The organism is Archangium gephyra, assembly GCF_042230915.1.
GTDB lineage: Bacteria > Myxococcota > Myxococcia > Myxococcales > Myxococcaceae > Archangium > Archangium gephyra_B.
The window spans coordinates 4453278-4472500 of record NZ_CP102578.1 but is presented as its reverse complement, the minus strand read 5'-3'; the positions used below and the strand labels follow the sequence as shown (position 1 = coordinate 4472500).

The window sequence follows — 19223 nt, the reverse complement described above, 5'->3', positions numbered from 1 at the left end:
CTTCTGCGCTGCACCCCATTCAACCCGGGGGCTGCACTCTTTATTTCGAAGCGGCTTTGCTGTCAAGCGGCCGTTGACGCTGCTTTTCACCGCTTCGCCTCGTCTGGATTCAACATCGCGCCGTTGCGCTTTGTTTCTTCCGGTCGAAGGGGCGCGGAATCTACTTCGCATCCGCGTCCGTTGTCAACTCGCTTCGTCGACTCTTTCTTCCGCCTCGCTTCGGCTTTCGCCGTTTCGAGGGGAGGCGGCTTCTACCACCACCGCGTTGGGAGTCAACTTCGCTCGCCGACTTCATATTTCGTCTTTCACTGCTTCGGCCGGAGCCTCCGTCGCCAGTGCGACGTCGCTTTTCCGTCCGAGGGGGCGCGGCTTCTATCGCCTCGCCTTGGGTGGAGTCAACCGCTCATTTCTTCCGGTTGATTCCGCTCGCCGTCCGCTTTTTTCAGCAGCACTGGCAGAGTTCCCAATATCTATGACCGCCTTCGGGACCTGTCAACTTCATCGACCCGTCCTGTCGGGGCTGGTCAGCCACGGCAACCATCATCTGGTGTGCCCCTGCCGACCTTCGGTCTTATTGATGATCAAAAGAACAGCCCCGCTTCGCTGGAGTGTCACCTGCGTGACACCGCGCCGTGGGGTGAGGCGGCTTATCCACCAAGCGATCAGGCGGCGCAAGCTATTTCACCTGCGTCCTCCCGTATGCCCCGAGCCGGACTCCTGGTCCCAGTCTCAGCGGCACCATCCAGAGCCAGGCTTCCAGCTCCGAATCGCGGCGGTGTGGGGAAACCCTCCCAGCCGCTCGCGCCATTCCCGCGGGCCTGCGCCCAGCAACTCAGGGCGTGGGCTTCTCCAACTTCAGCTTCGAGAGATCCACCCGTCCCCGCCGGCTGCGCTCGGCGATGACCACCGCGTGCAGGTCTCTATAGGCGCGCTCGAAGTCGTCGTTCACGATGATGTAGTCGTACGACGCGACTCCTCGCTCGATCTCCGAGCGAGCCGCCAGCATCCGGCGGCGGATGGTCTCCTCCGCATCCGTCCCGCGATCGCGCAGCCGCCGCTCGAGCTCATCCATCGCCGGAGGAACAACGAAGACGAGCACCGTGTCGGGCTGCTTGCGCTTGATCGCCAGCCCGCCCTGGACGTCGATGTCGAAGATGGCCACGCCCTTCCGGGCTCGCGCCTCGTCCACCACCGCCTGCGAGCTGCCGTAGAAGTGCCCGTAGACCTCGGCCCACTCGACGAACTCGCCCCGCTCGATCCGCTCCTGGAAGGCGGCGACGTCCACGAAGTGGTAGTCCACCCCGTCCTGCTCCCGTCCTCGGGGCTTCCGGGTGGTCACGCTGACGGAAAAGATGGCGTCCGGTAGCTCGGCGAGCAGGCGGCGCGCCAAGGTGGTCTTCCCCGTCCCCGACGGCGCGGAGAGGACGAGCAGGAGACCGGGCTGGAGAGGAGTGGGCTCGTTCATTCGACGTTCTGGACCTGTTCGCGGATGCGCTCGACTTCTGCCTTCATCGACACCACGCGCGAGGAGATCTCCGCGTGCTGGCTCTTCGAGCCCGTGGTGTTCACCTCGCGGTGCATCTCCTGCACGAGGAAGTCCATGCGACGGCCCGAGGGCTCGCTGCCCGCCATGAGCTGACGGAACTGCTCCAGGTGACTGGCCAGCCGCGTCATCTCCTCGGCAATGTCCGTCCGCTCGGCGAAGACGGCCACCTCCTGGGCGAGCCGCTGCTCGTCCACGGAGATGCCTCGCGCCAGCTCGGCCACGCGCTCGGCCAGCCGCTGGCGATAGTCCTCCACCGACCTCGGCGCCAGCTGCGCCACCTCGTGGCTCCAGCGCTCGATGAGCCCCAGCCGGGCTTCCAGGTCCGCGCGGATGGCCTCGCCCTCCACCTGGCGCATCTGCTCCAACGCGCCCAGCGCCTGGGAAAGCGCCTCCTGCACCGCCTGCGAGGCCGCCTCCACGTCCATCCCCTTCTCCTCCAGCCGCATCACCCCCGGCTGGTTGGCCACATGCGTCCAGGAGATCTCCGCCATCATCCCGAGCGCCTCGGCCACCTGGCGGTAGGCCCGCGCGTACTCCCGCGCCAGCCCCACGTCCACCACCGGCACCGTCCCGGCCGCCGTCGCCGTCTGCCTCCTGATGAAGACCTCCACAGAGCCGCGGGCGAGCCGGTCCTTCACCTGCTTCACCAGCGCCGCCTCCAGCGCCGCCAACTCCCGCGGCAGCCGCGCCTTCACCTCGCAGAACTTGTGGTTGAGCGAGCGCAGCTCGACGGAAAACTCCTCGTCGCGCACCCGCGCGCGCCCCGCTCCGAATCCAGTCATGCTCTTCAGCATTGGCGGCTTGCTAGGCGCTTCCGGCCAACAGGTCAAGCCACCTGCACGGATCCTCTCTGCTATGGTCCGCCCCCCGATGGTCTGGCACAAGCGGCTCGAGTTGTGGGCGAAGCTGGCACTCGCTCTGGTGGCATCCGCCCTCCTCTGGCGTCCCGGCCGGCGGCGGAAGCCGGGAACTCCCCTCCCCTCCCCCCGGCGCGTCCTCCTCGTCCGGATCGACAACCGGGTCGGTGAGGCCCTCCTCACCACCCCCCTCCTCACGACCCTCAAGGCCACCTCCCAGCCCCCGGAGGTCCACGTCCTCGTCCACTCCAAGGTCACCCGCGTCCTCACCGGCCACCCCGAGGCGGACCGCATCATCCCCTTCGACCGGCGCCTCCTCTGGCTCGGGCCCCTCGCCCCCGGCATCCGCGCCCTCCGCCGCGAACGCTATGACGTCGTCGTCGACTGCTCCAACTGGTCCACGCCCTCCGTCACCTCCGCCCTCATCTCCCGGCTCGTGGGGCCTCACGCCCTCGTCATCGGCCCCCACCAGTGGCCCGTCCACTACCTCCACTCGCTCTCCGTTCCCGCCCGCTCCGATACCACCCGCGAGGTGCTCCAACGCGTGCACCTGCTCTCGCCCCTCGTGCCAGGCGCTCCCCGCGAGCCGATGTCCTTCCGCACGCCCAACGTCGGCGACTCGTTCCGCTCATGGCTCGAGGCCGACTCCGGCTCGCCCCGCGCCGTCGTCAATCCAGGAGGCAGACTTGGATGGCGGCGCATTCCTCCCGAAGCCTTCGCCGCCGCGGCCCGGGCCTTGATCGCCTCCGGACGGACCCCCATCGTCACCTGGGGCCCCGGTGAGGAGGAACTCGCCCGCTCCGTCGTCGCCTCCGCCCCGGGCTCGCAGCTCGCTCCGCCGACCAATATCGACGAGCTGGCCGCCCTCATGCGCTCCGCCGGCCTCACCGTCTGCAACAACACCGGCCCCATGCACCTGTCCGTCGCCGTCGGCGCTCCCACCCTCGCGCTCTTCCTCCGCATGGACATGGCCCGCTGGGGTCACCCCCTCCCGCCCCACCGCATGGTCGACCTCACTCCCGTCGCCGACTCCGGTGGCGACCTGCCCGCTCGTGTCTTCGAGGAGGTGCGAGCCTTCGCCCAGGAGCTCACGGCACGGGGTTCAGCGCCCTGAGCCGGCATACGGACGGGCTTCCTCGGGGAGTAACACCGGGACTCCGTCACGGATGGGATACGCGAGGGCACAACTGGGGCAGCACAGCTCGGACGGAGTGGGGCTGTCGGGATTGGAACCCGGGGGACGGATACCCTCACCCCGACCCTCTCCCGAAGGGAGAGGGGTTCTTGGTGGTGTTGGGGTGGGCGTGAGCGGGCCATTGCACCGCGGACACGCCAGCGTCGAGAGCAACCAGTCGGGGAGCCTCATTCGCTTCTCCCCTACTTCGTCCCGCGCTCCGCCTGCAGCCGCTGCGCGAGCTCCGTCGTGCTGTGATTCTTCGGATCCCCCGCCACCGCAACCCGCCCTCCGTACGCCCGCACCTCGTCCCCCTCGGGAATCGTGTCCGGCGTGTAGTCCGTCCCCTTCACGTGCACGTCCGGCTTCAACACCCGGATGATGTTCCTCACGTTCGGCTCGTCGAACACCAGCACCCGATCCGTACACGCCAGCGCCGCCACCATCTCCGCCCTCTCCCCTTCGGGGATGTGCGGCCGGCCCGGCCCCTTGTACGCCCTCGTCGACGCGTCCGAATTCACCGCCACCACCAGGCAGTCCGCCAGCTCCTTCGCCCCCTCCAGGTAGCGCACGTGCCCGACGTGGAGCAGATCGAACACCCCGTTGGCCAACGCCACCGTCTTCCCCTCCGCCCTCCAGCGCTCGCGCTGCTCCACCACCTCCGCCAGCCTCTGCACCTTGTCCAACGTCCTCACCGCGCACCCCTCAGCTCACCCAACAGCTCGTCCCGAGCCACCGTCGCCGTCCCCGGCTTCTGCACCGCCAGCGCCCCCGCCACGTTCGCCAGCCTCGCCGCCTCCCCAAAGCTCCCCCCCGCCGCCAGCCCGAGCGAAAAAGCCGCGATCACCGTGTCCCCTGCCCCCGTCACGTCCACCGCCTCCTTCGCCCCATGCACCGGAATCACGTCCAGCCCGCCCTTCGCATCGAAGAGCGCCATCCCGTGCCGGCCCCTCGTCACCAACAGCGCCTGGCACTTCAAACGGCGCACCACCTCGTGCCCCGCCTCCATCAACTCCTCTTCCGTCCTCAACGGCCTCCCCACCAGCGACTGCAGCTCCGGCTCGTTGGGCTTGCACACCGTCACCCCGGTGAACGCCGACAGGCTGTAGCGGCTGTCCACGCACACCGGCAGCCCTTCCGCCGCCAGCTTGCGCAACGCCTCCCTCATCTCCTCCCCCACCACCCCCGCTCCATAGTCCGACACCACCACCGCATCCGCGTCCTTCGCCGCCTCCTCCACCCGCTTCACCAACGCCCGTCTCAGCTTCGGCGGCAACGGTCCCCGCTGCCCCCGGTCCAGCCTCAACATCTGCTGCCGCGTTGTGTTCACCCCGCCCGCCAGGATGCGCGTCTTCGTCTCCGTCTCCACGCCCTTCGCACTCACCGCGCTCAGCTCGATCCCCGCCTCGTCGAACAGCTTGCGCAGCGCCCTCCCCATCTCGTCCACGCCCAGCAGCCCCACCGCCGTCACCTGCCCCGATAGCGAGCGCACGTTCGCCGCGACGTTCGCCCCTCCTCCCAGCTTCACCTCCGAGGACTCGTGGCGCACGATCAGCACCGGCGCCTCCCGGCTCACCCGATCCGTCTGGCCGTAGATGTAGTGGTCCGCGACCAGGTCCCCCACCAGCAGCACCCTCCGGCGCGCGAAGGCCAACGCGTATTGGGCCAAGGGGGCAGAGGTCACTCGGGCGGGCAGGACGGCAGCCATGGCGGCGCGTTGTCCCACAGCAACTCCCCTTCCACAAGCCGACCTTTTCCTACCCGAGCCCGAGCGCCCGGCGAAGGTGCGACTCGCCCTCGAGCACCTCCACCCCCAGCCGCACCGCCCACGTCTCGAAGTCTCCCGGCAGCCGCACCCGGTCCTTCTCCGTCGTCACCACCCGTGCGCCCAGGCTCGCCGCCTGGCTGCTCACCTCGTGGAGCTCCCGCTCACTGAAGCGATGGTGGTCCGGAAAGAAAGCCGTCCCCCGCACGTCCGCTCCCAACTCGCCCAGCGTCCTCAGGAAGCCCCCCGGCCGGGCAAGCCCCGCCAGTGCCAGCACCGGCTGTCCCGACAGCGCCTCCACCGGATGGAGCACTCCCGCCGGGTCCACCCAGGCCGTGGGCCGGTAGCGCGTCCGCACGCACGGCGCCGGCAGAGGTGGCAAGGCTGGCCCGGGCACCGCCGCGGCTCGCACCCAGAAGAGCGTCGCCCGGCTCAACCCCGAGAGCGGCTCGCGCAACGGGCCTCGCGGCAGCATCCGTCCGTTGCCGAAGCCCACCGCCTCGTCCACCACCACCACGTCCTCGTCCCTCGCCAACCGCCGGTGTTGGAAGCCATCGTCGAGCAGCACCACCTCCAGCCCGAACTCGTCCCTCGCCCGCCGCGCCAGCATCCGCCGATCCGCTCCCACCAACAGCCTCGCCTCGGGACACCGGCGCGCCAGCAGCAGCGGCTCGTCTCCCGCCTCCTCCACCGAGGGCAACGGCCCCGCTCCCGTGAAGGTCAGCGGCTCCTTCGAGTTCCGCCCGTACCCTCGCGTCAGGATGCCCACCCGCTTCCCCTCCCGCACCAGCAGCTCCGCCAGGTACAGCACCGCCGGCGTCTTCCCCGTCCCTCCCACGTTCAGGTTGCCCACCGAGACCACCCGCAGCCCCTCCACCCGCTCGCCTCGCAGCACCCCCGCGTCGTAGAGCGCTCCCCTCAGCCTCACCCCCGCCCCGTAACCCCACGCCAGCATCCCCAGCGGCGCCAGCATCGCCCTCCGGCTCCACCGCTCCGGCCTCTCCGGGTAGAAGACCCGCTCGATCGCCGTCGGCGCTCCCGGTCCCGGAGCCCCCGCGCTCACCTCTCCGCCCTCGCCTGCTCGTACAGCGCCAGCATGTCCGCGGCGATCCTCGCGTTGCTCGGGTGCTCCACTAGCGCCCTCGCCCCCGGCTCCGAGGCCGCCGCCACCGCCTCCGGCGTCAGCTCCTCCACCAGCGCATCCGCCAGCGCCGGCAGGTTCCCCTCGTCCACCGCCACCACCCGCACTCCACACGCCCTCGCCTGCGCCGCCGCCCTCGCGCTCCAATCGTTCCCCAACCCCAGCACCCACACCTCGTCCAGCGCCTTCAGCCAGCGCACGAACGCCTCGCCCTTCTGGTACCCCGCGAACGTCACCGCCTCCTCCAGCCCCAACCCCCTCACCTGCTCGCGCACCGGCTCCACCACCCCTCCATCCCCCACCAGCACCAGCCTCGCTCCCGCGTTCTTCTGGCGCAGCCTCGCGAAGGCCTCCACTCCCAGCGCGTGTCTCCTCGAAGCCTGGAAGGTCGACACCATCCCCACCAGCGGCGCCCCCGTCAGCCCCAGTTCCCGCCGGAGTCCCTCGCGGTCCTCCGCCGGCCGGAACATCGGATCCACCAGCGGCGGCAACACCCGCACCCGACGCCCCACCAGCCTCGTGATGAGCGACGACGACGGCACCGTGTATGCGTCCGCGTCCGGCAGCGAGGCCCTCAGCGATCTCGGCGCGTGCACCGAACGGATCAACACCGCGCCCCTCGGCCTCCCCCACCTCGCCACCAGGTGATCGTGCGTGAAGTGCGCGTGCACCACGTCCACGCTCCTTGCCTTCAGCCTCCTCGTGTCGCCCCACACCCTCCACGGCAGCGACTTCACCGACAGCTCCAGCCCCCCCTCGTCCAGCAGCCCCAAGGCCTCGAACCGAGGTACCGACGGCTCCTCGGACGTCACCTCCGTCCGCAGCCGGTCCACCCCCACCGTCACCTCGTGCCCCGCTTCCCGCTGCGCCCGCGCCAGCAACGCCACGTTCTCCGCCGGGCCACTCCAGAACGGGCTCGCCAGCAGGTGCAGGATTCTCATCGCCAGTCTCGGTCCTTCCTCGAGCAGGGGGACGGGTTCGCGGAGCCGCGGGCCCACTCGGTGACGGGCACCCTCACCCCGTCCCTCTCCCGGAGGGCGAGGGGTGATTGGGTACGGTGGGCGGATTGGGCGCAGTGGGGGGATTGTGGGCGGACTTCGCCAGGGCGCTCGCCATGTGCTCCACGTTGCGCTGGCTCGCTCCGGAAATCTGTCTCACCGTCGCCCTCGCCAACTCCCCCAGCGACCCCACCGTCTCCGGCTTCGCCAACAGCTCCGTCATCACCCGGTACAGCTGCTCCCCATCCTTCACCTGGATGCCTCCCCTCCCCACCAACACCTGCACGCTGTCCCGGAAGTTCTCCATGTGCGGCCCGAACAGCACCGGCTTCCCCTGCCCCGCCGGCTCCAAAATGTTCTGCCCCCCTCTCGTCGTGAACGACCCTCCCACGAACACCAGCGTCGCCAGCCGGTACGCCCTCGACAGCTCTCCAATCGTGTCCAACACCACCACCTGCCCGCCCTCCTCGTTCCCCTTCGAGCGCAACCCCACGCTCAGCCCCGCCTCCTTCACCAACCCCACGATCCGCCCCGCCCGCTCGATGTACCTCGGCGCGATCACCAGCCGCAGCTCCGGGTGCGCCTCCCGCAACCGCCGGTACACCTCCAGCAGGTGCTCCTCCTCGCCCTCGTGCGTGCTGCCCGCGATCCACACCCGCTCCCCCTCCCTCAGCCCCAGCGCGCTGCGCAGCGCCTCGTCCTCCTGCCCCACGTCCGCCGCCGCCAACGCGTCGAACTTCGTGTTCCCCGTCACGAACACCCGCTCGCCCGGCGCTCCCAGCCCCAACACCCGCTCCGCCTCGTCCTCGCCCCTCATCAGGAACAGCTCCATGTCCCGGAGCGGGTTGCCGATCAGCCCGAACAACAGCCGGTACTTCCCCTGGTGCGCCGGCGAGAAACGCCCGTTCGTCAGCACCACCCGCCCTCCCGCCCGGCTCGCCGCCCGGATGAGGTTGGGCCAGATCTCCGTGTACTCGAGCACCAACAGGTCCGGCGCGATCGCTCTCACCGCCCGCCGCGTCGCGCCCCACAGGTCGTACGGCGCGTACACCACCCCGTCCACCTGCTTCGCCAGGCGCTCGCGCCCCATCATGTAGCCCGAGTTCGTCATCGTGGAGAGCACGATGCGGCACCCCGGAAAGCGCGCCCTTAGCGGTCCGAACATCGGCGAGAGCGCCAGCAGATCTCCCGCGCTCGCCCCGTGCATCCAGATGGTCGGCCCGGGCCCTCGCGCCGGCAGCTCTCCCTCCGCGTAGAAGCCCAGCCGCTGCCGCAGCCCATGCCGCGTCTTGCGGTGCAGCGACAACACCGGGAACAGCACGGCGAACAGCACATAGCTGGCGAGGACGTAGAGCAGACGCATGGCACCCGGGGCCGCGTCCCTCTACCAGATGCCGCACCTCCCCACAGCACACATCCCCTCCTCTTCCGCCTCCCCTGAAAACATTGAAACCTCAATCTTTCTTGGAATTTGTTAAAACAGGAAAGACAGAAATTGTCAGTAATCCTTGAATATGTCGGCCCCATCAGGCACACTGATTTCATCCTTGAGGCACAGGGATTGGGAGGCAGCACAGTGGCGAATCGCATCCGTGGAGTCATGGGAGTCGCGGCCCTGTCGTTGATGATGGGCGCCTGCACCGAGGGCAGCACTGGCGAGAACAACAAGCCCGGGGCGGTCCGGACGCTGGCGTCCGCACTCGGCAACAATGTGGTGGATACAGACGAGGCCGGTGTGGCCCGTTTCATCACCGGTGAGCTGGGCAGCCTGCCCGAGCTGGCCTCCCCCGAGGCGGCGCTCACCGCGGACCTGAGCCCCGTGCTCGCGAGCATCGCGCCCCAGTTCAAGCTGGACGCGGCCAACCTGACCCTCACGCGCGCCTACACGGACGCGCAGGGTGACACCCACTACCGCTACGCGGTGAGCCACAACGGCCGCGCCATCTACGGCGGCGAGCTGCGCCTGCACGCGCGCGGTGGGCAGATCTTCGCGGCCAACACCAACGTGCGCGGGGACCTGGTGGGCCCGGAGAAGGCCACCGTCGCCCCCGAGGCCGCCATGGTCGCGGCCGAGCAGGACCGCGAGGCCCCCCAGGCCGCCCGCATCGCGGGCTCGCCGGAGCTCTTCTACTACCGCAACGGCGACAAGCTGGACCTGGTCTACGAGGTCCGCCAGACCGGTGAGCAGGCCGACGGTACCCCCGTGGACGACTCGGTGCTGGTGAACGCGGCCGACGGCTCCGTGCTGCTGCGCATCCCGCACGTGCACACCGGCCTCAACCGCAAGCTGTACGACGGCAAGACGCTCACCACCCTGCCCGGCACGCTGACCCGCATCGAGGGCGCGGCGCCCGTGGCCGACCCGGTCGTCAACACCAACTACGACCACCTGGGCACCGTCTACAACTGCTACAGCAGCCTGTACGGCCGTGACTCCATCAACAACGCGGGCGCCACGCTCATCAGCACCGTGCACCACCGCGTCAAGTACGTGAACGCCTTCTGGGACGGCACGCAGATGGTGTACGGCGACGGCGACAACGTCACCGCCTCCAACCTGGCCAACTCGCTGGACGTCACCGCCCACGAGCTGACCCACGCCGTGACGGACAACGAGTCGGACCTCATCTACTCGGGTGAGTCCGGCGGCCTCAACGAGTCCATGTCCGACATCTTCGGCGCCGTGTGCGAGTGGTACGGCGACGGCAAGGTCGTCAGCGCGCGCACCTGGCTCATCGGCGACGACGTCTGGACGCCGGCCACCCCGGGCGACGCCCTGCGCTACATGGCCAACCCCACCCAGGACGGCTCGTCGCTGGACTACTACCCGGACTACGCCTCGGGCGTGGACGTGCACTACAGCTCCGGCATCTCCAACCTGGCCTTCTACCTGCTGAGCCAGGGCGGCACCCACCCGAAGGGGAAGACGACCCAGGCTGTGGCCGGCATCGGCATCGAGAAGGCCTCGCGCATCTTCTACAAGGCCAACGTGGACCTGATGACGCCGAGCACCACGTTCGAGCAGGCCAAGGTGGCCACCGAGCAGGCCGCGCAGCAGCTGGGCTACGACGCGGCCACCATCGCCTCCGTGTCCAACGCCTGGAAGGCCGTGGGCGTGGGCGTGCCCGTGCCGCCCCCGGTCAACACCCCGGTCGAGAAGAACACCCCGGTGAGCAACATCTCCGGTGCCCGCGGCTCCAAGGCCTACTACAGCTTCAAGGTGCCCGAGGGTGCGTTCGACCTGAACGTCAGCATCGCCGGTGGCACGGGTGACGCGGACCTGTACGTGCGCTTCAACAACGCGCCCACCACCACCCAGTACGACTGCCGTCCCTACAAGTCCGGCAACGCGGAGAGCTGCCTCTTCGCCGCTCCGGCCCAGGGCACCTGGTACGTCATGCTCAACGGCTTCAGCGCCTACAGCGGCGTGACGCTGACCGTCACCTGGAAGGGTGGCTACGTCCCCATCGAGAACGGCGTGCAGCTCGACGGCCTCTCCGGCGCCCCCGGCTCCGACCAGGTCTACAAGCTCGTGGTCCCCGCCCGCGCTGGCGGCACCACCAACAACGTCCACGTCCGCATCTTCGGCGGCACCGGCAACTCCGACATCTACGTGCAGAACGGCTCGGCGCCGAGCCTCTTCGAGTACGAGTGCCGCAGCGTCAAGGAGGGCAATGACGAGGTGTGCAACCTCAACAACGCTCGCCCCGGCAACTACTACATCAAGGTTTTCGGGGCCAAGGGCGGCTACCAGAACCTCTCGCTGCGCGCCGACTACAACTGAGTTGATCGCGCGGTGACACAGCGGCCGCTCCCGTTCACCGGGGGCGGCCGTTTCACTTTGCGGGGCCTGGCAGGACCTTCACCGGACTCGGGGCGATCCAGGGCCGCCACTGCGTTCCGAAGAAGCGTCCCGGTGCTTCCACCCACGCCTCCACCTGCACCGCCCCCTCCTCCACCAGCTCCACCGACCTCCCATCCGGTCTCAGCCGCCCCGCCCCTCTCACCTCGATTCGCACGTGCTCCCCGGCCGCGGGCGGCAGGCGCACCGTGAGCACGTCCCCCACGTGGGCCTCCCGGCCCTCCGCTTTCAGGCCCTCCAGCGCGAAGCCCTCGGGCTCGCCCAGCGCCCGGAAGGCGCAGACCGCCCCGCCACTCGCCAGGCCCTTCACCACCTGGTCCGCCGCGGCCCGCGCGTCCTCGGGGAGCTTCCGCACGTCCGGCAGGTACATCGCCAGCGCCCGGAAGACGTCCTCGTAGCGCGGCAACCCGTGCGCGTCGTGCGAGCACAGCGCCACCCGCGGCTTCTCCCGCTCGAGCGCCAGCAGCCGCTCCATCGGCTCGGGCCCCGGCTCGACGAGCAGCATCACCCCATGCACCGGATTGCCGAAGGACGCCCCCACCGCCGGCAGCAACCGGCTGAATGGGTTGCGCACCGCGTCCCGGAAGAACGTGTCCGCGGAGTACAGCTCGAAGCCGTCCGCCCGCCGCGCCGCCTCCTCATGGCTCCACGGGTTGCGCTTCTGCACCGGGTGCGCGAGCACGCTCACCCCACCCGCCTTCTCCACCGCCGCCTCCGCCGCCCCACCGTCCAGCCCCTTCTGGAAGCCCTCCAGCGGGCGCCGCAGGCCGAACGCCACGAGGTGCCCGTGCGCCGTGGACAGCTCCACGCCCGGCACCATCAACACCCCGTCCACGAAGGCGGGCTCCCTCGGGGCCACGTCGTTGTGGTCCGTGAGCACCACGAAGTGCAGGCCCGCCGCCTTCGCCGCCGCGGCCACCTCCTCCACCGTGCCCCGCCCGTCCGAGCGCAGCGTGTGCACATGGAAGGCCCCGCGCACCCACCCGGGCCCGTCCGCCTGGGACGCCACCACCGGGTACTCCGCATACGAGGCCGCCAGCGTGAAGAAACCGGCCACGCCCAACAACAGCAGCACCAGCCCCAGCAGCGCCCGGAGCAGCTTGCCCACCACCACCGCGGGCTTCACGCCGCGCCCCGCTCCGGGGCCGACGTCTGCAGCGCCCACAGCGCCGCGTAGCGGCCTCCCGCCTTCAACAGCTCCGCGTGGCTGCCCCGCTCCACCACCCGCCCCGCCTCCACCACGCAGAGGGTGTCCGCCTCCACCACCGTCGACAGGCGGTGGGCGATCACCAGCGCCGTCCGCCCCGGCAGCACCGCCGCGAGCGCCGCCTGCACCTCGCGCTCACTCTCCGGATCCAGGCTGCTCGTCGCCTCGTCCAGCACCAGCACCGGCGCCCTCGAGAGCACCGCCCGCGCGATGCACAGCCGCTGCCGCTGGCCTCCGCTCAGCTTCACCCCGCGCTCGCCCACCCGCGTCTCGTAGCCCTCGGGCAGCGCCCGGATGAAGCCGTCCGCGTTCGCCACCCGCGCCGCCGCCTCCACCTCCTCGCGTGTCGCGTCCGGCCGCGCATACCGCAGGTTGTCCAGCACGCTGCCCGAGAAGAGCAACGGCTCCTGCGTCACCAGCGCGAACTTCGCCCGCACGCTCGCCGCCGTGTAGCCGTCCACGTCCACCCCGTCGAACAGGAGGTGGCCCTCCTGGGGGCGCTCGAAGCGCAGCAGCAGGCTGGTGAGCGTGCTCTTCCCTCCGCCGCTCGGCCCCACCAGCGCCACCACCTTGCCCACCGGCAGCTCCAGCGTCAGCCCGTCCAGCGCCCGCCGCTCCCCGTAGGAGAAGCGCACGCCCTCCACCCGGATGCCCTGCCTCAGCGCCGGTGCCTCCTGGGCGCCCGGCACGTCCTCCACCGGATGGCGCAGGTCCAACAGCGAGAAGAGCCGCTCGCCCGCCGCGCCCGCCTGCATCGCGAACTGCGTCACCCGGCCCAGATCCTTCACCGGCTGGTACACCAGCACCACCGCGGTGAGGAACGACAGCAGGGACTCGGGCTCCATCGCGTGCGTGGCCGCCGCGTAGGCCAGCGCGCCCGCCAGCGCCGCCGCCGCCAGCACCTCCATGATTCCCGGCACTCCGCCTCGCGCCCACGCGGCCCGCACCAGCGCCTCCTCGTGTGCCCGCGCGTGCGCCGAGAAGCGCGCCAGCTCCGCCGCCTGGCCGTTGAAGGCCTGGATGGTGCGCATGCCTCCCAGCCCCTCCTGGAGCTGCCCCGCGAGGTGGCCCAGCTGCACCTGGCCCTCGCGCGTGCCCTTGAGCGCCTTGCGCGTCAGCTTGGAAGCCGGCAGCACCGCCAGCGGCAGCACGCCCAGCATCAACCCGCCCAGCATCGGACTGATGGACAGCGCCACGCCCGCGAGCACCACAATCTGCAGCGAGTCCCGCAGGTACGAGCCCACGGTGTACATGGCCGCCAGCTCCACCGCCTGCACGTCCGCGGAGAAACGGCTGAGCAGATCTCCCATCCGCTCGCGCGCCAGTTGCGCGGGCGACAGCGAGGTGAGGCGGACGAAGAGCTGCCGCCGCAGATCCGCCACCACCTTCTGGGCGAAGAGGCCCATGAAATAGAACTGCCCGAGGTACCCCACGCCCTTCACCACCCCCACCGTCAGCACCACCACCGGGAAGCCCCAGAGCACGGCCTCGCGGGGCAGGCTCGACAGCCACGGCACCGGCTGCGCGCCCCCAAAGCCCTCCGCGCCACCCGACAGGAGGAAGCGCAGCGCCGGGCCCATCAGGTACGCATACGCTCCCGTGGTGAGTCCCAACAGCGCCATGCACGCGAAGGCCGCCACCAGGACACCCACGTGCGGCCGGGCGTACCCCAGCAACCTCAGCAACGACTTCCCCATCACGGAATCACCGGCCCACCTTGCGCAGCGCGGCCTTGGCGAGCTGGGCGTTGGGATTGAGCTCGAGCACCTTCAACAGCTTCTTGCGCGCCCCGGACGCATCCTCCATCTCGCTGTCGATGATGGCCGAGATGATGAGCGCCCGCTCCAGGTACGGGTTGAGCGAGAGCGCCTTGCGTAGCACCTTCTGCGCCGCCTTGGCCCGGTCCTCCTTCGGCCCCGTGCTGGCCAGGAACGTGGCCCACGCCAGGTACGAGTAGTACTCGGGCTCCTGCGGGTTGAGCGTCACCGCCTCCTCGAAGTGGATGAGCGCCGAGCGGTACTGCTTGCGCTTCAGCGCCGCCTCTCCGCGCCGCAGGATGATCTCCGCGTCCACGTTCACCGTGGTGGAGCGCCCCACGTCCATGCGCGACATGAGGTACTGCAGGTACGCCTTGCGCTTCTCCTCCACCGACAGCACCCGGTACGCCGCCGACAGCTTCTCCTGCACCGACTCCAGCAGGTCCTTCATCTCCGAGGTGTCGAACTCGGCGTAGCTGTCCGGATGGAAGTGCGTGGCGAGCTCGTGGTAGGCGCGCTCCACCGCCTCGCTGTCCGCGGCGATGTCCAGCCCCAGGCAGCGGAAGTAGCTGCCGGTGATGATCTTCACCGCGCCGTCCCGCAGGCTCGTCTCCGTCTCCGGGGGCAGCGGCTTGCGCTTGCGCGGGGCGATGGACTCCGGCACCGCCACCACCTCGCCGGGACCGCTCGCCACGGGCGTGGGCGAGAAGCTCACGCACCCCGCCAGCTTGAGGAACCACAGCAGCGAGTACCCGCGCCGCAAGTCCCCGCGCCCGTGCGCCAGCAGGTCCCTCAGCGGGATGCGCCCGTTCACCTGCATGGCGATCTTCAGGTCCTCGGTGTTCAGCCCCAGCTCGGCCAGGTCCTTGCCGAACTCGGGCGTGCGCACCGGGTACTCCGCCTGGTGCGCGCGCAGCGGAGCGGCCATCACCTTGAGCGGAATGGCCCGCCGCGCCCCATCGAGGATCGGCGCCAGCGCCGGCGTCTCCACCGTGGCCACCTCGGCCTGGAACTCGTCGCCCGGATAGAAGGCGTAGCGGCCCTCGCGCATGCCGATGACCTGGGCCAGCCGGTCCGTCGTGTAGTCGCGCAGCAGTTGCAGCAGCTCCTCACCCGCCGCCTCCACCCCCGCCTCCGCCAGCGCCGAGCCAATGCGCATTCCCGACGCCAGCGCCTGCACCACCCGCTCCGCCTGCGCCTCCGTCACCACCTGGCGCTGCAGCAGGTAGCTGGGCAGCGCGTCCTGCCGCGCGCTGGAGTCGTAGTTCACCGCGCCGCCCCGGCCGAAGAACACCCGCCGCGTCAGATCCCTGTACGCCACCACCAGCACGCCATCGCGCTGCATCCGGTGCAGCGACACCAGCAGCGTCGGCAGCGGGAAGCCCTTGAGATCGCCGCTGACCACCGCCGGACGCGAGAGCAGCGCCCGCACGCCCTTGAGCGGTGTCCCGGACTGCGCGGCCACGTTCGCCAGCGACTGCAGCTTGCCCACCAGCTCGCCGGGCTTGAGCGGGTCCGCCACGTAGGCGTTCACCTTCAGGTCCAGCACCGAGGCCACTCCGCGCGCCCGGCCCAGGTGGCCCTTGTCGATGGCCACGATGGGCACGCGCGTGCCCTGGCTGTGGTTGCGGATGAGGTGGCCCACGTGCGCGCCCTCCAGGCGCGGCAGGTCCACGGACACCACCACCATGTCCGGGTTGTCGGCGACGAAGTGCTCCATCGCCGAGCCGGGGTCACTCACCGCTCGCACGGTGTACCCGGCTTGAGACAACAACCCGGTCAGGTGCTCCAGAGTGGGCGGATGGCTCTCGGCCAGAAGAAGCGTCTTCAAGGGGCGCCGAGTGTACACATTCGACCCGCGCGCATCAGTGGGTATCCGTGCTCCCTCGCTGCCGGGTGCCCCCTTTCCATGTCGCGGGAACCGCTTACCCGGTTGCCCAGGAAGAAGCCGGACGCTCCCCGGGTGAAAGAGTTCAGGGAGACCGCCGCACGGACCGTCCACGTGCAGGAGTACGGGATCCTTGAAAGTGCCACCCGGACGCCCCCACCTTCGAAAAGCGGGAGGGTGGACAGCGAGCAGCCGAGCGCCGCTGGACACGACCCCCGGCGCGTAACGGCCTGCCTGGAGTCACCGGCAGAGCAGACTCCCGCCCTGTCCCGCCGGGCAGCCCTCGCCGACGCAGTACCTCGGCCCGCTGTCCAGCGCCGCCTTGCCGGATTGATCGTGCGGCACGCTCACGCGGCAGCTCCCGGCACTGCTGTTCCCCGAGGCATCCGCGACGGTGTAGTGCACCGTGTACACGCGGCCATCGGATGTACCCTCGCGCTCGGCACGCAGTTGCACGGACGTGGCGCCCACGGTGACGTCCACGTCATCGCAGGTGTGGCCATCTCCCAGGCCAAGGCTGTCCTCCACCTCGTCCGAGGTGACGCGGGTGATCCGCCCGTAACGCTCCAGGGGCAGCTCCCCCGAGCACGCATCCCGGGCACTCGCCGCGCACTGAGCGAGCGTGACGGTGACGTACTTGTGCTGGGGAGGCCACAGCGAGAGTCCCGTCTCCGCGCCCGGCGTGGGAGGCCGGGTGTCGCGCACCGTCACCGTGAAGCCACACGAGGCCATGTTGCCAGAGCCATCCGTGGCCGAGCAGCGCACGGGCGTGGTGCCCCCGGGGAAGGTGGAGCCCGAGGACGGAGCGCAGGTGGGGACCACCGGGCCGCAGTTGTCCGAGGCCTTCGCCGCGTAGGTGGCCACGACTCCACCCCCGGCGCACTCCAGCACGCGCGAGGCCGGACAGGACAGGGACGGAGGCATGTCATCCACCACGGTGACGGTCCCCACGCACCGGGCGCTCTCCTCGCCATCCGAGGCCAGCAGGGTCACGGCGTGCGCGCCGGGTCCGAACGGGCCCGCGGGGGTCTCGGAGAGGGTGAGCGGCGCGGGCCAGCTGTCCGGGTCGTAGCTGCCCGCGTTGACGCTGGCTCTGCCCCGGCAGGTGGCATCGGCGGGCACCGTGACGTCCTGGCACACCGCCACCGGCCCCTCATTGAAATCGCATGCGAGGTCCACCATGCCGGAGTCGAGGTTGTTGTGCTCGTTGCATTCAGCGTCCCGGCCCAGGCCGGTGCCGTCGTCGTCCACCACCGCGGTGACCTCCACGAAGCCCTCCATGGGCGAGTGCCGGGACAGCGTGACCTCCGTGGAGGCATAGGGCTCCAGCGCTTCCGTCAGGGTGACCACGTCCAGCAGCGTGCCCTTGGCGTAGAAGGCCACCTTCAAGCCGGGTGGGGCCACGGCGTCACCCAGGTTCTCCACCCGGACCTCGAGCTCGAGCGCCCGCGTGTCGCGATCGCAGAAGGAGCTCACGAGGGATACGGTGAGGTCCGGAGCGGGCACGGTGCGGGGACTCCAGGTGTTGGAGTGGAAGGTGTCGAGCCCCACGGCGTACGCGGGCTGGTTCCAGACGTCCCGGGTGTCCCGCCAGCCCTCGTTCCTGTCCCGGAACACGGCCGTGGCCACCACGATCTCCGCGCTGCCGTCCGCATCCACATCCACCACGAGCGGCGTCTTCTGGCGGGACGCCGCCCCGAGCGGAGCCTGGAAGCGGAGCACCCCCGTGGCAGCGTCGCGGATGGAGAGGCCAGCCTCGTCGGTGAGCACCACCTCCAGCTGTCCATCTCCCTCGAAGTCGAAGGTGGTGGACCAGACCTGCCCCAGGCTGTCGAGCGCCACCTTCCACTTCAGGGTGCCGTCGGTCTCGAAGACGGCGTAGGACTCCGCGCTGCCCACGCCCACCTCGGGCAGGCCGTCGCCATCGAAGTCCGCGATGTTGGGGGCGTAGAAGCTGGAGCCCTCGAGCGTGGCCGTCCACCGGTGCGTGCAGTCCGTGTCGAACAGGGAGACCTGCTCGCCATGGGCCACGATGATCTCCCCCTGGGGATCCGCGTCGAAGTTGCCCACCCCGGCCCAGGCGTTGCTCACATCGGCCGTGGTGCACAGCAAGCTCCCATCGGCGCGGTACACGGCGGGGCCGTTGAGCACCTCCCGCGTGCCATCGAGGTCGAGGTCCACGCCAAAGGCCGTGGTCCCCGGGATCGCACCGGTCCACATCAACGCCCCGGTGGGTCCGTACACGCGGTGCCCATCGAGGATCTCCATGCGCCCGTCCCCATCGAGATCCGCGAGCGACAGCTCTCCCCCGTGCTCCACCCGCGCTGGCTGCGGGATGCGCAACAGCAGGGAGCCATCGCCGCGGAAGCAGAGGATGTCCAGCGCGCTCTCCGAGAGGGTGCACAGCTCCACGCGCCCATCCCCGTCGAGGTCACCCGCCGCGATGCTCCGCGCGGCCTGCGTTCTCAGGGAGGGCTCCGCCACCGACCACAGCTCCTGCCCGGTATCCCCCCGGATGGCACGGAGGACCGCGGGCCCCGAGCCGGAGAGCACCGCCTCCGCCGGGGCCGAGTTGAACACCACCTCCGGAATGCCATCGGTGTTCACGTCCACCACCACCGGATGCGACAGCACGCGGTGGAACCCGGGCAGCACGGTGCTCCCGGTCCATTCCCACTGCTGCTCCGGCAGGAAGCTCGGCGTGTAGGGCGCGTCCACCACACAGGCCGGGCCGGCCTGCGCCAGCTGCCGCCCCTGCTCGGCCTCCGGAGCCGGCGCCTCGGTCCTGCAGGCGGCCAGCAGGGACGCGGCGAGCACTCCGGCACATCGGCTCTCCCAACGCATGGCATCCGCCTCCGGCTCTGCCCGGCGATGCACATCCATCCAGGGCGCGGGCACGCAGGCTGCTCATGCGCTCCGGCGCCCCCCACTGGCTGCAAGTCCGAGGCGCTCGTGCACGGTCAGACGTTCGGCTCGGGAGGCGCCCTCTTCCAGACGGGACAGCCGTGCGGGAGGCGTGTAGGACTGT

At 70.2% G+C, this 19223-nt stretch carries 14 protein-coding genes; 2 read left to right on the top strand and 12 right to left on the bottom strand.

Translation table 11 applies throughout. The annotated features are described in order from the left end of the window. Window positions 1-832 precede the first annotated feature (832 nt). Both gmk and NR798_RS17915 read right to left on the bottom strand, forming a co-directional pair. Window positions 833-1465, bottom strand: a complete 633-nt coding sequence (gmk, locus tag NR798_RS17920; protein WP_375772698.1) for a guanylate kinase — start codon at window positions 1463-1465, stop codon at window positions 833-835. Further along, the gene (locus NR798_RS17915; RefSeq protein ID WP_375772697.1) at window positions 1462-2340 is read right to left on the bottom strand and encodes a YicC/YloC family endoribonuclease; all 879 of its coding nucleotides are present in this window, start codon (window positions 2338-2340) and stop codon (window positions 1462-1464) included. Before NR798_RS17915 ends, gmk begins: the two co-directional genes overlap by 4 nt. A 76-nt stretch (window positions 2341-2416) precedes the next feature. Between NR798_RS17915 and NR798_RS17910 the strand changes: the two genes are divergently transcribed. Beyond that, the gene (locus NR798_RS17910; protein ID WP_375772696.1) at window positions 2417-3517 is read left to right on the top strand and encodes a glycosyltransferase family 9 protein; all 1101 of its coding nucleotides are present in this window, start codon (window positions 2417-2419) and stop codon (window positions 3515-3517) included. Here NR798_RS17910 and NR798_RS17905 read toward each other — a convergent pair. From NR798_RS17905 to NR798_RS17880, 6 genes are all read right to left on the bottom strand, one after another. Then, window positions 3506-3769: a Trm112 family protein gene (locus NR798_RS17905; RefSeq protein ID WP_375772695.1), complete on the bottom strand. Its 264-nt coding sequence runs from the start codon at window positions 3767-3769 to the stop codon at window positions 3506-3508. The genes NR798_RS17910 and NR798_RS17905 overlap by 12 nt on opposite strands. An 11-nt stretch (window positions 3770-3780) precedes the next feature. Then, window positions 3781-4272, bottom strand: a complete 492-nt coding sequence (locus NR798_RS17900) for an adenylyltransferase/cytidyltransferase family protein (RefSeq protein ID WP_375772694.1) — start codon at window positions 4270-4272, stop codon at window positions 3781-3783. Further along, window positions 4269-5285 (bottom strand): bifunctional heptose 7-phosphate kinase/heptose 1-phosphate adenyltransferase, encoded by a 1017-nt coding sequence (locus NR798_RS17895; RefSeq protein WP_375772693.1) that lies wholly within the window; start codon window positions 5283-5285, stop codon window positions 4269-4271. Before NR798_RS17895 ends, NR798_RS17900 begins: the two co-directional genes overlap by 4 nt. Before the next feature lie 49 nt (window positions 5286-5334). Then, entirely contained in the window at window positions 5335-6315 is a 981-nt protein-coding gene (gene lpxK, locus NR798_RS17890) for a tetraacyldisaccharide 4'-kinase (RefSeq protein WP_375773785.1), read from the bottom strand. 86 nt (window positions 6316-6401) lie between these two features. Then, window positions 6402-7424 (bottom strand): glycosyltransferase, encoded by a 1023-nt coding sequence (locus NR798_RS17885; RefSeq protein ID WP_375772692.1) that lies wholly within the window; start codon window positions 7422-7424, stop codon window positions 6402-6404. A gap of 73 nt (window positions 7425-7497) precedes the next feature. Next, window positions 7498-8844: a 3-deoxy-D-manno-octulosonic acid transferase gene (locus NR798_RS17880; protein WP_375772691.1), complete on the bottom strand. Its 1347-nt coding sequence runs from the start codon at window positions 8842-8844 to the stop codon at window positions 7498-7500. 237 nt (window positions 8845-9081) lie between these two features. Between NR798_RS17880 and NR798_RS17875 the strand changes: the two genes are divergently transcribed. Continuing rightward, window positions 9082-11265 carry a M4 family metallopeptidase gene (locus NR798_RS17875; protein ID WP_375772690.1) on the top strand — a complete coding sequence of 728 codons (2184 nt, stop codon included), beginning with the start codon at window positions 9082-9084 and terminating at the stop codon, window positions 11263-11265. A 52-nt stretch (window positions 11266-11317) separates the two neighbouring features. Here NR798_RS17875 and NR798_RS17870 read toward each other — a convergent pair whose 3' ends face one another. The 4 genes from NR798_RS17870 to NR798_RS17855 all read right to left on the bottom strand — a co-directional run bounded on the left by NR798_RS17870 (window position 11318) and on the right by NR798_RS17855 (window position 19039). Further along, window positions 11318-12469 carry a PHP domain-containing protein gene (locus NR798_RS17870; protein WP_375772689.1) on the bottom strand — a complete coding sequence of 384 codons (1152 nt, stop codon included), beginning with the start codon at window positions 12467-12469 and terminating at the stop codon, window positions 11318-11320. Next, window positions 12466-14247: an ABC transporter ATP-binding protein gene (locus NR798_RS17865; RefSeq protein WP_375772688.1), complete on the bottom strand. Its 1782-nt coding sequence runs from the start codon at window positions 14245-14247 to the stop codon at window positions 12466-12468. The genes NR798_RS17870 and NR798_RS17865 overlap by 4 nt, the downstream gene beginning before the upstream one ends. 7 nt (window positions 14248-14254) lie before the next feature. Beyond that, window positions 14255-16138 (bottom strand): DUF4388 domain-containing protein, encoded by a 1884-nt coding sequence (locus tag NR798_RS17860; RefSeq protein WP_375772687.1) that lies wholly within the window; start codon window positions 16136-16138, stop codon window positions 14255-14257. Between the two features lie 297 nt (window positions 16139-16435). Next, on the bottom strand, window positions 16436-19039 hold the full coding sequence (locus tag NR798_RS17855) for an FG-GAP-like repeat-containing protein (protein WP_375772686.1): 2604 nt from the start codon (window positions 19037-19039) through the stop codon (window positions 16436-16438). Window positions 19040-19223 lie beyond the last annotated feature (184 nt).

Bases quoted from the DNA above. Each gene is read 5' to 3' on its own strand.
- gmk (WP_375772698.1), bottom strand. From the start codon at position 1,465: ATGAACGAGCCCACTCCTCTCCAGCCCGGTCTCCTGCTCGTCCTCTCC.
- NR798_RS17915 (WP_375772697.1), bottom strand. From the start codon at position 2,340: ATGCTGAAGAGCATGACTGGATTCGGAGCGGGGCGCGCGCGGGTGCGC.
- NR798_RS17910 (WP_375772696.1), top strand. From the start codon at position 2,417: ATGGTCTGGCACAAGCGGCTCGAGTTGTGGGCGAAGCTGGCACTCGCT.
- NR798_RS17905 (WP_375772695.1), bottom strand. From the start codon at position 3,769: ATGAGGCTCCCCGACTGGTTGCTCTCGACGCTGGCGTGTCCGCGGTGC.
- NR798_RS17895 (WP_375772693.1), bottom strand. From the start codon at position 5,285: ATGGCTGCCGTCCTGCCCGCCCGAGTGACCTCTGCCCCCTTGGCCCAA.
- lpxK (WP_375773785.1), bottom strand. From the start codon at position 6,315: ATGCTGGCGCCGCTGGGGATGCTGGCGTGGGGTTACGGGGCGGGGGTG.
- NR798_RS17885 (WP_375772692.1), bottom strand. From the start codon at position 7,424: ATGAGAATCCTGCACCTGCTGGCGAGCCCGTTCTGGAGTGGCCCGGCG.
- NR798_RS17880 (WP_375772691.1), bottom strand. From the start codon at position 8,844: ATGCGTCTGCTCTACGTCCTCGCCAGCTATGTGCTGTTCGCCGTGCTG.
- NR798_RS17875 (WP_375772690.1), top strand. From the start codon at position 9,082: ATGGGAGTCGCGGCCCTGTCGTTGATGATGGGCGCCTGCACCGAGGGC.
- NR798_RS17865 (WP_375772688.1), bottom strand. From the start codon at position 14,247: ATGGGGAAGTCGTTGCTGAGGTTGCTGGGGTACGCCCGGCCGCACGTG.
- NR798_RS17855 (WP_375772686.1), bottom strand. From the start codon at position 19,039: ATGCGTTGGGAGAGCCGATGTGCCGGAGTGCTCGCCGCGTCCCTGCTG.